We start from the raw sequence: 14,502 nt of genomic DNA, 5'->3' as shown, positions 1-14,502 counted from the left end.
GTTAGACTGATAGGGAAGAGGGATATTGGGCTGCAAGGCTGGAGGGCTGTTAGACTGATAGACTGTTAGGCTGTTAGATTGACGAAATGTTGGCTTGAATGTAGGATATAGAAGTAAATTAAAATCGACCGTTCGAAATGCAGCGTGCGGCGAAAATTTTTCAGAGCCAAGTTAAACTAAGTATTCTATTAGTTGTAAAACTGACGCATTTGCATAACCACCAAAAGCGTGTGAAAAATTTGAGCTGAAGCTCGAGCTTAGCAAAAATGCCTTCATTTCGAACAAGCCTTTTGGTTTTCTATTGGGCGAATGCAAAAGAACGGAAGGGTGCGCGGGTTAGCTTTTGCGCTAGCATTTCGTACCAGGAATTCTTTTCCGCTCTGGATAAAATAAATTCAGGACGTTCGAAATGCAGCGTGCGGCGAAAATTTTTCAGAGCCAAGTTAAACTAAGTATTCTATTAGTTGTAAAACTGACGCATTTGCATAACCACCAAAAGCGTGAGAAAAATTTGAGCTGAGGCTTGAGTACTGCAGGAACGCCTTCATTTCGAACAAGCCTTTTGGTTCTTTTGGGCGAATGCAAAAGAACGGAGGGGTGCGCGGGTTAGCTTTTGCGCTAGCATTTCGTACCAGGAATTCTTTTCCGCTCTGGATAAAATAAATTCAGGACCGTTCGAAATGCAGCGTGCGGCGAAAATTTTTCAGAGCCAAGTTAAACTAAGTATTCTATTAGTTGTAAAACTGACGCATTTGCATAACCACCAAAAGCGTGTGAAAAATTTGAGCTGAAGCTCGAGCTTAGCAAAAACACCTTCATTTCGAACAAGCCTTTTGGTTCTTTTGGGCGAATGCAAAAGAACGGAGGGGTGTGAGGGTTAGCCTTTGCGCCAGCATTTCGTACCAGGAATTTTTTTCTACTAGGGATAAAATAAATTCTGGACCGTTCGAAATGCAGCGTGCGGCGAAAATTTTTCAGAGCCATGTTTAACTAAGTATTCTATTAAATGTAAAACTGGCGCATTTGTATAACCACCAAAAGCGTGAGAAAAATTTGAGCTGAAGCTCGAGCTTAGCAAAAACGCCTTCATTTCGAACAAGCCTTTTGGTTCTTTTGGGCGAATGCAAAAGAACGGAGGGGTGTGAGGTTTAGCCTTTGCGCCAGCATTTCGTACCAGGAATTCTTTTCCGCTCTGGATAAAATAAATTCAGGACGTTCGAAATGCAGCGTGCGGCGAAAATTTTTCAGAGCCAAGTTAAACTAAGTATTCTATTAGTTGTAAAACTGTCGCATTTGAATAACCACCAAAAGCGTGAGAAAAATTTGAGCTGATGCTTGAGTTCAGCAAAAACGCCTTCATTTCGAACAAGCCTTTTGGTTCTTTTGGGCGAATGCAAAAGAACGGAGGGGTGTGAGGGTTAGCCTTTGCGTCAGCATTTCGTACCAGGAATTCTTTTGCTATTGACAATAAACACCAAGCTACTGACCCCTAATTGCTGACTACCGGACATTCAGCATTTAGAGCTAAGTAGTCAAAATTGCAGAATATTGATATAAATTTAATTTTTTAAAAATATTATTTTTGTTTAAATTTACAGAATGCCAGAGATTTCCAGATTTTTTGGAATAATTATTAAAATGTATTACAACGAACACAATCCACCACATTTTCATGTTGAATATCAAGATTTTACTGCTGTAATTAGTATTGAAGATGGAATGGTAAAAGGTGAAATGCCCAGAAAACAGTTAAATTTAATATTTGAATGGCTTGACTTACATAAATCAGAACTCATTTATAATTGGGAACTTTCACAATTGAGAAAATCATTAAACAAAATAGAACCTTTAAAGGATGAATTATGAATGTAATTAGAGTTATTGATGCAAAGCACCTTGAAAGCTTTAAGTTAAGTTTAAAATTTAATGATGGATTAACAGGCGAGGTTGATCTTGAAAATGAATTATATGGTGAAATTTTTGAACCTCTAAATAATATTGACTACTTTAAAAAATTTACACTGGACACATGGACGATCTGTTGGCCAAATGGAGCAGATTTTTCACCCGAATTCCTATATGAACTTGCAGCTAAAAGTAAACTTGAATTGGTAAAAAAATAAGTTTAGGAGTCAGGGGTCAATAGTTGGTATAAAGAATTAAATTTAACTAAAGATAAAATTCAATCAGGACCGTTCGAAATGCAGCGTGCGGCGAAAATTTTTCAGAGCCAAGTTAAACTAAGTATTCTATTAGTTGTAAAACTGACGCATTTGCATAACCACCAAAAGCGTGAGAAAAATTTGAACTGAGGCTTGAGTACTGCAGGAACGCCTTCATTTCGAAAAAGCCTTTTGGTTCTTTTGGGCGAATGCAAAAGAACGGAGGGGTGCGCGGGTTAGCTTTTGCGCTAGCATTTCGTACCAGGAATTCTTTTCCGCTCTGGATAAAATAAATTCAGGACGTTCGAAATGCAGCGTGCGGTGAAAATTTTTCAGAGCCAAGTTTAAAAAGTATTCTATTAGTTGTAAAACTGCCGCATTTGAATAACCACCAAAAGCGTGAGAAAAATTTGAGCTGAAGCTCGAGCTTAGCAAAAACGCCTTCATTTCGAACAAGCCTTTTGGTTCTTTTGGGCGAATGCAAAAGAACGGAGGGGTGCGCGGGTTAGCCTTTGCGCCAGCATTTCGTACCAGGAATTTTTTTCTACTAGGGATAAAATAAATTCTGGACCGTTCGAAATGCAGCGTGCGGCGAAAATTTTTCAGAGCCAAGTTAAACTAAGTATTCTATTAGTTGTAAAACTGACGCATCTGTATAATCACCAAAAGCGTGAGAAAAATTTGAGCTGATGCTTGAGTTCAGCAAAAACGCCCTCATTTCGAACAAGCCTTTTGGTTTTGGGCGAATGCAAAAGAACAAAGCCCCTTGTTATTCGTGTCAACAATTGAAGGCACCTGTTTTTTACCCTACTTCGCTGGGCGTAGGCTTAGCCTACGTCCTAATTTTCAATCCTAGATGAACTAAGTTAAACTTGAAATAAAAAGCGGTCATCAAATAGGCTTAGCCTATGAAGAAATGCATGTTTTATATAGAAGAATAATTTTGCTTCAATTTATTTCATTCCTCCATAGGTTCAACCTATGCATGTCCCCTTTATAATTGAAATTTATTTGATTAATTTTCGATTCATGATTAAGACGTAGGCTAAGCCTACGCCTAGCAAAAATTAGTGGTCAGTAGTTAGTATTCAGTATTCAGAAATGCAGAATAAGGAGTAAAATTTAAAAAAAGATAAAATAGATTCAGGACCGTTCGAAATGCAGCGTGCGGCGAAAATTTTTCAGAGCCAAGTTAAACTAAGTATTCTATTAGATGTAAAACTGACGCATTTGCATAACCACCAAAAGCGTGTGAAAAATTTGAGCTGAAGCTCGAGCTTAGCAAAAACGCCTTCATTTCGAACAAGCCTTTTGGTTCTTTTGGGCGAATGCAAAAGAACAATACCCCTTGTTGTTCGGATCATCAATTGAAGACATCTGTTTTTTACCTTCCTACGCCCAGCAAAAATTAGTGGTCAGTAGTTAGAGGTCAGTATTCAGAAATGTAGAATAAGGTGTAAAATTCAAAAAAGATAAATTAAAATCAGGACCGTTCGAAATGCAGCGTATGATTTGATTTTGTCTGACTCCTAACTCCTAACTGTTGAGTACTGATCCGTAGGCTTAGCTTACGCCCAGCGAGAGGATTGCAGTATTACAAAATCGCAACATTGCAGGATTTTATTGAGTGTACTTTAGTTTGAAAATTGCTATTTTATTGCACGTTTTCCGTCATTTTCCGTGCTTTCTCGGCATTTGACGCTATTACAAGCAAGTATCCTGGGAGTATGTACGGGATATGTACGGAGTATCTACGGAGTATCGTGCCAGAATACAGCGGTCAGTGGTCAAGAATCCAGCAGTCAGTGGTCAGCAATTAGTAGTCAGTAAGAAATTCAGCAGTTAGGGTTCAGCAGTCAGAGGTCAGTCTAAATCAGCATTCTAGTATTTCAAGATTGCAGCATTGCAGCATCGCAAAATTGTAACATTCGAAGATTCCAGCATTTCCCTATCTTGCCCAAAATATTCAAACTTGCACGAGTTTTGGTTTAATGTGAAAAATGTCTTTAGGCTTTCGCTGCCTATGATGATTGGGAGTGCAGCCCAGAATATCATCGCTTTGACCGATAGCATGTTTTTATACTATTATGACGTCCACGATTTTGCAGCCGCTGGGTTTGTTTCGGTGTTTTATCTGGTCGTCGCGGCCATTGCCTTCGGTTTCAGCAAAGGCGGACAAATCCTCATCGCCCGGAAGTTTGGGGAGAAGAATTACGACTTTGTCCGCAAGTACTTTTATGCCATCCTCATTTACGAACTCATCCTCGGGGTGATCGTGTTTAGCTTACTCTACTTTGCTGCGCGACCCATACTCTCTGTCTTTGTACAATCCGAAGTCATACTTAATAAATCCATCCTGTTTCTCGATCAACGCATCATCGGATTGATTTTCGCTTACGTCGGATTGGCATTAGTGTCCCTCTACATTGGCATCAAACGACCCAAGTTCATTTTGATTGATACCGTGGTGCTTTGTACCCTCAACATCGTTTTAGGGTATTTATTGGTTTTCGGCAAACACGGATTTCCGGAAATGGGTATCGCAGGTGCGGGATTAGCCAGCGCGATCTCAGAGATCGTTGCTTTTGTGGTCTTTCTGACCTATATGATTTTCGACAAGGAACTCCACAAATTCCAACTCTGGAAAATTCCGCATTTTGAGTTTTCGTGGATTAAGACCATCAACTCCATCAGCTTTACCATCTTGCTTCAATCTTTATTGGCCATCGGTTCCTGGTTTTTATTCTTTTCCTTCATCGAAAAACTAGGGGAGCGGCAACTCGCTATTTCCAATTTACTCCGAATCGCTTACCTCGTCTTAGCCATTCCCTGTTGGGGCTATTCCACCGGCATCAATACCCTGGTCAGCAATACCATCGGTAAGAAACGACACCAGCGCGTGCTTAAGCTAGTCTTCCATTCTTCCATGGTAGCATTTGCAACCACCGCAGTGATTTCAATCCCATTCCTTTTGTTTCCATTGACCTTTATGGCCCCTTTGTTAGGCCATCACGACATCTCCCTCATTCAGGATGCCGTACCGTATTTCCGCATCCTCCTGTGCATCTTATTGGTTTACAGCATCACCACCATGTACTGCAACGGCGTCAGTGGGACCGGCGAAACCCTCAAAGGCCTCACCATCCAGGCAATCGCCTGCGCAACCTACCTGACCATCGCCTTCTTTGCAGTCAAAGACCCCGTCAACGGACTCGCCCTGGCCTGGTCTGCCGAAATAGCCTACTGGCTCATCCAGGGATTTCTATCCTACCGTGTCATCACCTCCGGCCATTGGAATTTCTTGAAAATATGATTTGGTGAATGAGTCTGATTTTAATTTGTAGTAATAATTAAACTGCAATCTGAACCCCAAACCCCTTGAAAGGGGCTTCACATATTACTTCATCGAATGACTCTGGATTCAAATGAAATTTGAAAAAAAAAATATTTTACTCCACACTCAAAACTAAAGCCCCTTTCAAGGGGTTTGGGGTTCGAGCAAACATGAGTGGAATGAAGAATGCCTAACTTTTTACTTCATTTAATGATTCTGTATGCAATTTTAATTTATAGAAATAATTAAACTGCACTCTGAACCCCAAATCGCTTAAAAGGGGCATGACATTTTGCTTCATTAAATTCCAAATTCCATTACTAGCATTCACTCCCTCAACCCAACAGCCCAACAGCCCAACAGTCCAACAGTCTAACAGCCCAACAGCCCAACAGTCTAACAGCCCAACAGCCCAACAGTCCCAAAATCAGTAGTCAGCAGTTAGGAGTCAGTAGTCAAAAATTCAAAAATGCTCATCATACCAATAACTTTCCTCCCTAACAGCCCAACAGTCCAACAGCCCAACAGCCCAACAGCCCAACAGCCCCAAAATCAGTAGTCAGCAGTTAGGAGTCAGTAGTCAAAAATTTAAAAAAATGCTCATCATACCAATAACTTTCCTCCCTAACAGCCCAACAGTCCAACAGCCCAACAGCCCAACAGCCCAACAGTCTAACAGCCCTTCAGCCCCCCTCCTAAAAATTTCTATACTTTTTTTATCTATTCATAAACCCTTGATAGTGGCGCTCCAAAATAGTATAAATAATTATATGTGATTGATATACAGATGTTTGCAAAGGAGCTTGCCACACATATAGAAATTATTTATATTAAATTAATCTATATTTTTGCGGCATGAGATTGAAAAACCTCACCATAAAAGGCTTTAAAAGTTTTGCGGATGAGACGGTCATTCACTTCAATGAATCCGTTACTGGCATCGTCGGACCGAATGGTTCGGGTAAATCCAATATCGTGGATGCCATCCGTTGGGTATTGGGCGAACAAAAGGGCCGCGAGCTCCGTCTGGAGCAGATGTCGGATGTCATTTTTAATGGCACCAAAAAGCGGAAAGAAGCTCCTTTGGCTTCTGTTTCGCTGAATTTTGAGAATACGCGCAACCTGCTACCCACAGAGTATCAAAACATCGAAATCGCTCGTTTGCTTTACCGCAGTGGCGATAGCGAATATCGACTCAACGGGGTGACCTGCCGGCTCAAAGACATTACCGGGCTGTTTTTAGATACGGGAATTGGCCCGGACTCTTACGCCATCATCGCATTAAACATGGTGGAGGATTTGCTTTCCAATAAAGAAAGCGCCCGTCGGAAGATGTTCGAACAAGCTGCAGGTATTTCTAAATACAAAGCACGCAAACGGGAAACCCTCAACAAACTGAAATCTACCAAAGAGGACCTTGCACGGATTGAAGACTTGCTTTTTGAGATCAATACCAACCTGGTCGAATTGGAGAAGCAAGCCAAACGCACGCGTAAATTCAACGAACTCAAAGAAAAATATAAATCTGCCGGATTATTGGCTCAGTTTCTTTCAGTAAAAACCTTGAAAGAAAAACTGGAAGTGCTGGAAACTTCTGTCCAGGAAGAAATGCTGAAGTTGCAGGATGAAGAAGTTGGATTGAATTCCATCGAAGCGAGCATCGAAGCGCAGAAAAAAGCACAGCTGGATCAGGAAAAAAATCTGTCTGAGTTTCAAAAGAAAGTCAACGAGGTATTGGATACCATTCGTCAACTGGAAAGCAATATTCAGATTAGCCAACAGAAAAAACAATTTCAGTCGACGCAGCTGGAAACCATTCGCCAAAATCTTAGTCAGGCTGCAGGACGTTTGGATCAATTGAAATTGGATGTTGCAGCTATCCAAAGCGAACAAGCTCAAGTGGAATTGGGTTTGATGGAAGCCGATCAGGCCGTAGTCAATCACGAAGAAATTTTTAACGGCAAACAAGCTGAATTTAATTTACTGAAATCCGGAGTGGATCAGTTTCAATTGGACAAACAGGAAAATGAAACAGCCATCTACGAACTTGAAAAAGAATTAGCCATTCAACACAACCGGATCGAAAACTTGCACGCAGATTCTAAACGTTGCGAAGAAGAAATCGAGTCGAAGTTTAACGAACACCAGAATAAAGAAAATCAACACAAAGAACTTTCTGTAAAATTAAAAGATGTTCTTTCAGAAATTGATCAGGTAAAAGTTGCCGAAGAAAATCGTTTGTTGGGATTAGAACAAGTTCAGATTGAATTGGAAGCCTGTACTCAAAAAGTTTCTACCATCCACCGTCAACGCGATGCCAAGCAAAATGAGTTTGAATTGCTCAAGAGTATGGTTGAGAAAATGGAAGGCTTTCCTGAATCCATTAAGTTTTTAAATCAAAATTGGCGCAAAGATGTTCCGGTACTTTCGGATATCATCTACACGCCTGAAAAATATCGTTCTGCCATCGAGTTGTACCTCGAAAATTATTTGAATTATTATGTAGCCCATACGGAAGAGGATGCTGTGAAAGCCATCCGCTTGTTGTTTAATAATTCGAAAGGCAAAGCCAACTTTTTTATACTGGATAAATTCAGAGACAGCAAAGCAGTTGAACGCAGCATACCGGGTTGTATTCCGGCGCTTTCCATTATGGAAGTGACCGACATGTACAAACCCCTGGTTCATGATTTGTTAAAGGATGTTTATATTTTAGAGAATGACAATCACTTAGAAGATGTGATCCATTTTCCGGATGATGTTTCGGTCATTTCCGTCAGCGGTTCCATACTGAAAGCAAATAAAATCATTACCGGTGGTTCGGTAGGTTTGTTTGAAGGAAAGAAACTGGGGCGCAAGAAAAATCTTGAAAAACTGGAAGCCGAAATCAAAGAACTGGAATCACAGGCCATCCTAAATGAAAAAGAACTTGCAGAACTAAAAAATAAAATTCGAACCTTTGAATTAAACAATCGCCAGAAAGAACTTGAGCAATTGCGCAAGAAAGAATCTGAAGAATTGCAACAGCTTGCTCAGATTCAAACACACCTCAGTCACTATCTGGATTTGAAAGCTGATTTAGAGCGCAGAATTGCAGCCAATAAAATGCAAGCTGCTGAAATCGCTCAGGAGTTGAATAGCAAAGAACAGCGCATTGTTGAATTGAAAGACAGACAACAACAATTGGTGCATTCGCTGCACAGTTCGGATGAAGTGTACAATCGGGTCTCTATCGAACTTTCAGAAATTACAGGAATCTACAACCAGGCTAAACTGGAATTGCTTAAATGGCAAAATCGATTTGAGAATATCAACAAAGACCTGGATTATAAAAACAAACAAATCGAAGAACTCCAGACACAAACCATCAACGACGAATTAAAACAAACGGAGTTGATTGAATCGCTTGGCGAACTGGAAACTTCACTGACCCAATACGAAAGCGAGTTGCTTGAAGTCCTGGAATTCAGAAAAAATATGGATTCCAATTTAACCACGCTCGAGCGCGATTATTACGAAGCCCGCAACCGGATTTCAGAAGATGAGGCGAAAGCCAAACAACACCAGCGTTCCATTCACGAGTTGCAATCTGCCATTAATGGAATCAAAGACCAGAAAGCTGAATATAAATTCCGGATACAATCAGCTTACGAAAAAGCCGAGCTGGAATTTATGGCAAAGCTTGATGAATTTGTTGCAAGTGAAGAAGACGAAGGCTTGGATTTAGAAGCCTTGATTTCCAAATCACAGTATTACAAAACCCGGATCGATAATTATGGGGAAGTAAATCCGCTGGCATTGGAAGCTTATGAAGAGATGAAAGCCCGGTTGGATAAGATCACGGAGCAGCGCGATGATATTTTAAAAGCACAGGATAGTTTGTTGGAAACCATCAAGGAAATTGAAGAGACGGCTACACAGGGATTTATGCAAGCCTTCAACCAGGTGCGTGTACATTTTCAGGTTGTGTTTAGAAGTCTGTTTACCGATGACGACGACTGCGATCTGGTGTTAGTAGATGAAAACGATCCGCTGGAATGCGACATCGACATTATTGCCAAACCTAAAGGAAAACGACCTAAATCAATTTCCCAGTTGAGTGGGGGAGAGAAGACGCTTACGGCCATCGCGCTTTTATTCTCACTCTACTTACTCAAGCCAGCCCCATTCTGTATTTTTGATGAGGTGGATGCTCCATTGGATGACATCAACATTGAGAAATTCAACCTCATCATTCGCAAGTTTTCGAAAGAATCCCAATTCATCATCATCACCCACAATAAATTGACCATGGCAGATGTCGATGTTTTGTATGGAGTTTATATGGAAGATCAGGGCGTTTCGTCCGTGACAGCCGTCGATTTCAGGAAATACAGTCATGAAATCGTATTGGAAGAAATGGCGAATTAAACAAAAACAGATTTATAAAGCTTTAAACCAAGAGTAGAATCCCCTGATAGAATTGCCTTTGATTGGGTGCAAGCCAATTTATAACACATATTGACAAAAAATATATAAGAATCTCGTCCGGAAACTTGATTTTACAAAATCTATTTTCAGATATTGTGCCTCGAATCAAGCTTACGTAAAACCAAAGGATTTTAAATGTTTATTGTCTGTATCACTACAGCCGTATTGCTATTAAGTACGGCGATAATGCTTTGGCAACGAAAAGGATCCGGCTTTAGGAGGATTTAATTCTTGCCTTATAACCAAAACTCTTCTCAACATTCACCCAAGGACCGTTGTTTTGAGTCTGAGGTTTAACAATGAATGTATTGATGAGTCAATCAACAGAAGCTTTTTTGCCCACTACTTACGGACCCTTTGATATCCGTAGTTTTCCCAATAAGGAAAACCCCTATGCTCCGGCACTTGTTTTAATATCCGGCGACCCGGAAAATTTTCAAATACCACTAATACGTATCCACTCCGAATGTTTAACCGGCGATGTGTTTGGTTCCCTTCGTTGTGATTGTGGCTATCAACTTCATAAATCCATGAAATTGATAGCAGATGAAGGTGGATTGATCATCTACCTAAGACAAGAAGGGCGCGGAATCGGCCTCCATCATAAAATCGAAGCCTATCAAAAACAAGATTTGGGAATGGACACCGTCGAAGCCAACGAAGCATTGGGCTTTGGTCCCGATCTCAGAAATTACGACGAAGCCATAGAAATTCTCCGCATTTTCAAACTCACAAAAATCCGACTCCTCACCAACAATCCGGCAAAAGTCAACGCCCTCGAAAAAGTAGGCATCCACGTAATCGACCGCATCCCCCTCTTGGCCCTCCCCAATGAACATAATAAATCCTACCTCGACACCAAACGCCAAAAGATGGGACATTTGTTTCCCTAATTCCTAAATGCTACTTTAATGCAATGCTGCAATTTTGCAATGCTGCAATCTTGCAATGCTGCAATTTTACAATGCTGCAATTTTGCAATGCTGCAATTTTACAATGCTGCAATTTTGCAATGCTGCAATCTTGCAATAAATTTAATTGGTGTATTTGCTGCGATAGGAATTCAAAAGAACAAAGCTTCCGCTTGGCGTAGGTTTAGCCTACGTCATTTAGTTCAATCGAAGATGAAACTAAGTTAAGCACAATATTAAACGTGAACATCATATAGGCTCAGCCTATGAGGAATTACATGATTTAAATTGAATAAGATTATTGTAATAAGAATGTGTCATTCCTACATAGGTTCAACCTATGCATAGCTCAGTAGTCAGAAGTTAGGGGTCAGGAGTCAGTTAAAGATAGAATAAAATCAGGACGTTCGAGATGCAGCGTTCGGCAAAAAAAATGCTCAACAAACCAATACACCTCCTCCCTAACAGTCTAACAGTCCAAAAATCAGTAGTCAGCAGTTAGGAGTCAGTAGTCAAAAATTCAACTCTACCTTACAGCCATGCAGCCCTACAGCCTTGCAGCCCAATATCCCTCTTCCCTAACAGTCTAATAGTCCAAAAATCAGTAGTCAGCAGTTAGGAGTCAGTAGCCAAAAATTCAACTATCCTTACAGCCATGCAGCCCTACAGCCTTGCAGCCCAATATCCCTCTTCCCTAACAGTCTAATAGTCTAACAGTCTAATAGTCTAAACCCTCCAACCCTCCAACCCTCCAACCCTCCAACCCTCCAGCCCTCCAGCCCCTCAGTCCCTCAGCCCCTCTTAGAGATCCCAAGATTGAAAACAGCTGTTTTAACCAGATTTCATTACTTTGCATATTAAATCCAATCATGTCAGAACTCTCCGGTGCTTTTTTGAACTTAGTAAAAATCATGGACGACCTTAGGGAAAAATGTCCCTGGGATAAAAAACAAACCATCCACAGCCTCCGCTCCTTAACCATAGAAGAAACCTACGAACTAGCAGATGCAATCATTCAGGAAGATTACAAAGGCATCAAAGAAGAATTAGGAGATCTGCTCTTGCACATTCTGTTTTATTCAAAAATTGGAAGCGAACAACAAGCCTTCACCTTACAAGAAGTCATTGAAACCATTTCTGAAAAACTCATTCACCGCCATCCACATATTTACGGAGATGTCAAAGTGGAGAATGATGAAGAGGTAAAACAGAATTGGGAAAAATTAAAACGACAAGAAGGTAAAAAGAGTTTATTGGAAGGCGTTCCAAACTCATTGCCTGCTATGGTAAAAGCATTGCGCATGCAAGACAAAACCCGCCAGGTTGGTTTTGAATGGAAACACATTGATCAGGTATGGGATAAAGTAGAAGAAGAAATGGGAGAATTAAAATCTGCAGTAGATTCAAATGCAAGCATAAACGAAATCGAATTGGAATTGGGCGATGTATTTTTTGCCCTGATCAATTACGCACGTTTCCTAAAACTAGATCCTGAAACCGCATTAGAAAAAGTAAATCAAAAATTTAAAAACCGTTTTCAATACATCGAACAACATGCCGGCAAACCATTAGATGAAATGAGTTTGGAGGAAATGGATGTGTTGTGGAATGAAGCTAAGTCAATTACGAATTATTAATTTCGAATTACGAATTTCGAATTACGGATTACGAATTGAATATGCTAATAAACTTAGTCTAATATTACTTGTAATTCTATTTAGATAGGTCCCGCGAATACGCGGGATGTCCGCTACGCTCCCATAATTCGTAATTCGTAATTAATAATTCGTAATTAATTAACTACATTTGGTTTCAAGTTTTCAATCCATTCAAACAAGCACATTGAAAAGCATATTCATTAAATCATTCGCAATTCCAATCTGCATTTTTGTTAGCATCCGTTTATTTGCACAGGATATTCCGGAAGTGGAATATCAGGAGACTAAACAAGATGCATACATGCCTATGTTGGAAAGCGAGAAAAAAACCAGTCCGGCTTATTTTTTCGCGTCACCTCAAATTACAACGCGGCAGGTAAATGTTGATGCCAATGGAAGAAACATCCTGAACGATGCAGCCAATGAGCCGAGCCTTGCAATTGATCCAAAGAATCCTAACAGAATGGCTATGGGTTGGAGGCAGTTTGATAATGTGTTGAGTAATTTCCGACAGGCAGGAATTGGAGTGAGTGAAGACAATGGATTGACTTGGAAAAATTTGATGCCATTGGATGCAGGTGTATTTAGATCCGATCCCGTTTTATGTGCTGACAATCGCGGGAATTTTTATTACAATGCATTGGCAGGAAATTTTACCTGTGATGTTTACAAAACAAACGACTTGAATAAATGGATCAACAGAATCTATGCTCATGGTGGCGATAAACAATGGATGACAGTTGATAATACAAATCAATCTTCAGATGGTAATTTGTATGTGTATTGGAATTATGATTATTCGAGTTGTACGGATTATAATTTTACACGATCTACAAATAAAGCATTGAGTTTTGAAAACTGCAGTGTAATTCCAAGCTATTTAACCAGAGGAACTGTCACGGTGGCACCGGATGGATCGCTTTATGCAGCAGGCTCGCGTTTTAGTCAATTTTATGTAAATCGCTCTGAAAATGCCAAAATCCCTGGAATGGATGTGGAATGGGATTTAAGTAATACCGTTGATTTGTTGGGTCAATTGCCTTCTTATTTTGGACCCAATCCAGGTGGTTTATTAGGTCAGGTTTGGATAGCCAGCGACCATTCAACAAAAAGCAGCAGAGGCAATTTGTATTTATTGAGCACTGTTTCAAGGCGTGACAACGGGGACTATGCCGATATCCTGTTTAGTAAAAGCGAAGACCGGGCTGAAAGTTGGTCTGCACCCATTGCAATCAATAAGGATCGTACAAATTCAAATTATCAATGGTTTGGTACAATGAGTGTTGCTCCCAATGGACGCATCGATGTCATTTGGCTGGATACACGAGATCATCCCGGCACGTATTTGTCTAGCTTGTATTATTCCTATTCAAACGATGCCGGTCAACATTGGACTCCCGATCAAAGACTATCCGATTCTTTTGATCCACATGTCGGATATCCAAACCAAAATAAAATAGGAGATTATCTGCACATGATTTCCGACAACAAAGGAGCCCACCTCGCCTGGGTTGCCACATTCAATGGCGAACAAGATGTGTATTACAGTTTTATAAAACCAGACACCATCAGCGCAACAGCAGATGCAAACATTCAACAAAACCAACTATCCATTTATCCAAATCCGCTAACTACCAACAGCCAGTTTGAATTTTACAGTACAGAAAATCAAACCATCAAAATAATTATTTGCAACACACTCGGCAATAAAGTATTAATTAATTCAATCCCCGTAATCATTGGAAACAACACCTTAGAATTAAAAAATGTCCACACAACTTTAAGCAGAGGAGTTTACACCCTTCAGGTACAAAACACAAAAGGGATAGTTATTGCAAGAAAATTGTTTGTAGTAAAATAAATTAATTACGGATTGCAAATTACGAATTACGAATTACGAATGTTTAGTTTTGCGTCACTCTTATAATTCGTAATCCGTAATTCGTAATTCTTAATTCTTAATTCTT

General features: G+C 40.2%; 8 protein-coding genes. 7 read left to right on the top strand and 1 reads right to left on the bottom strand.

Annotated elements, in window-relative coordinates; genetic code table 11:
* The first annotated feature begins 1,599 nt into the window (after window positions 1–1,599).
* Together IPJ80_00160 and IPJ80_00155 are read left to right on the top strand one after the other, a co-directional pair.
* On the top strand, window positions 1,600–1,866 hold the full coding sequence (locus IPJ80_00160) for a DUF4160 domain-containing protein (protein MBK7911893.1): 267 nt from the start codon (window positions 1,600–1,602) through the stop codon (window positions 1,864–1,866).
* Window positions 1,863–2,123 (top strand): DUF2442 domain-containing protein, encoded by a 261-nt coding sequence (locus tag IPJ80_00155; protein MBK7911892.1) that lies wholly within the window; start codon window positions 1,863–1,865, stop codon window positions 2,121–2,123. Before IPJ80_00160 ends, IPJ80_00155 begins: the two co-directional genes overlap by 4 nt.
* Before the next feature lie 213 nt (window positions 2,124–2,336).
* Here the strand turns inward: IPJ80_00155 and IPJ80_00150 are convergent, their stop codons facing one another.
* Complete coding sequence (locus IPJ80_00150; GenBank protein MBK7911891.1) at window positions 2,337–2,774, bottom strand: hypothetical protein; 438 nt, start codon at window positions 2,772–2,774, stop codon at window positions 2,337–2,339.
* A gap of 1,360 nt (window positions 2,775–4,134) precedes the next feature.
* Between IPJ80_00150 and IPJ80_00145 the strand changes: the two genes are divergently transcribed.
* From IPJ80_00145 to IPJ80_00125, 5 genes are all read left to right on the top strand, one after another.
* Window positions 4,135–5,475 carry an MATE family efflux transporter gene (locus IPJ80_00145; GenBank protein ID MBK7911890.1) on the top strand — a complete coding sequence of 447 codons (1,341 nt, stop codon included), beginning with the start codon at window positions 4,135–4,137 and terminating at the stop codon, window positions 5,473–5,475.
* An 876-nt stretch (window positions 5,476–6,351) separates the two neighbouring features.
* Window positions 6,352–9,906 carry a chromosome segregation protein SMC gene (gene smc / locus IPJ80_00140; protein MBK7911889.1) on the top strand — a complete coding sequence of 1,185 codons (3,555 nt, stop codon included), beginning with the start codon at window positions 6,352–6,354 and terminating at the stop codon, window positions 9,904–9,906.
* Between the two features lie 359 nt (window positions 9,907–10,265).
* Window positions 10,266–10,859 (top strand): GTP cyclohydrolase II, encoded by a 594-nt coding sequence (gene ribA, locus IPJ80_00135; GenBank protein ID MBK7911888.1) that lies wholly within the window; start codon window positions 10,266–10,268, stop codon window positions 10,857–10,859.
* Between the two features lie 887 nt (window positions 10,860–11,746).
* Entirely contained in the window at window positions 11,747–12,514 is a 768-nt protein-coding gene (gene mazG / locus IPJ80_00130; GenBank protein MBK7911887.1) for a nucleoside triphosphate pyrophosphohydrolase, read from the top strand.
* A 205-nt stretch (window positions 12,515–12,719) separates the two neighbouring features.
* Window positions 12,720–14,396, top strand: a complete 1,677-nt coding sequence (locus tag IPJ80_00125) for a T9SS type A sorting domain-containing protein (GenBank protein MBK7911886.1) — start codon at window positions 12,720–12,722, stop codon at window positions 14,394–14,396.
* Window positions 14,397–14,502: the final 106 nt, after the last annotated feature.

The sequence above is a fragment of the Saprospiraceae bacterium genome, assembly GCA_016714025.1.
In the GTDB taxonomy this organism is placed as follows: Bacteria; Bacteroidota; Bacteroidia; order Chitinophagales; family Saprospiraceae; genus Vicinibacter.
The sequence above is the reverse complement of the archived record's forward strand: the minus strand, read 5'-3'. Positions and strand labels throughout refer to the sequence as shown.

Excerpts from the sequence above, each read along its gene's own strand:
- IPJ80_00160 (MBK7911893.1), top strand. The coding sequence starts at position 1,600 with ATGCCAGAGATTTCCAGATTTTTTGGAATAATTATTAAAATGTATTAC.
- IPJ80_00155 (MBK7911892.1), top strand. The coding sequence starts at position 1,863 with ATGAATGTAATTAGAGTTATTGATGCAAAGCACCTTGAAAGCTTTAAG.
- smc (MBK7911889.1), top strand. The coding sequence starts at position 6,352 with ATGAGATTGAAAAACCTCACCATAAAAGGCTTTAAAAGTTTTGCGGAT.
- ribA (MBK7911888.1), top strand. The coding sequence starts at position 10,266 with ATGAATGTATTGATGAGTCAATCAACAGAAGCTTTTTTGCCCACTACT.
- mazG (MBK7911887.1), top strand. The coding sequence starts at position 11,747 with ATGTCAGAACTCTCCGGTGCTTTTTTGAACTTAGTAAAAATCATGGAC.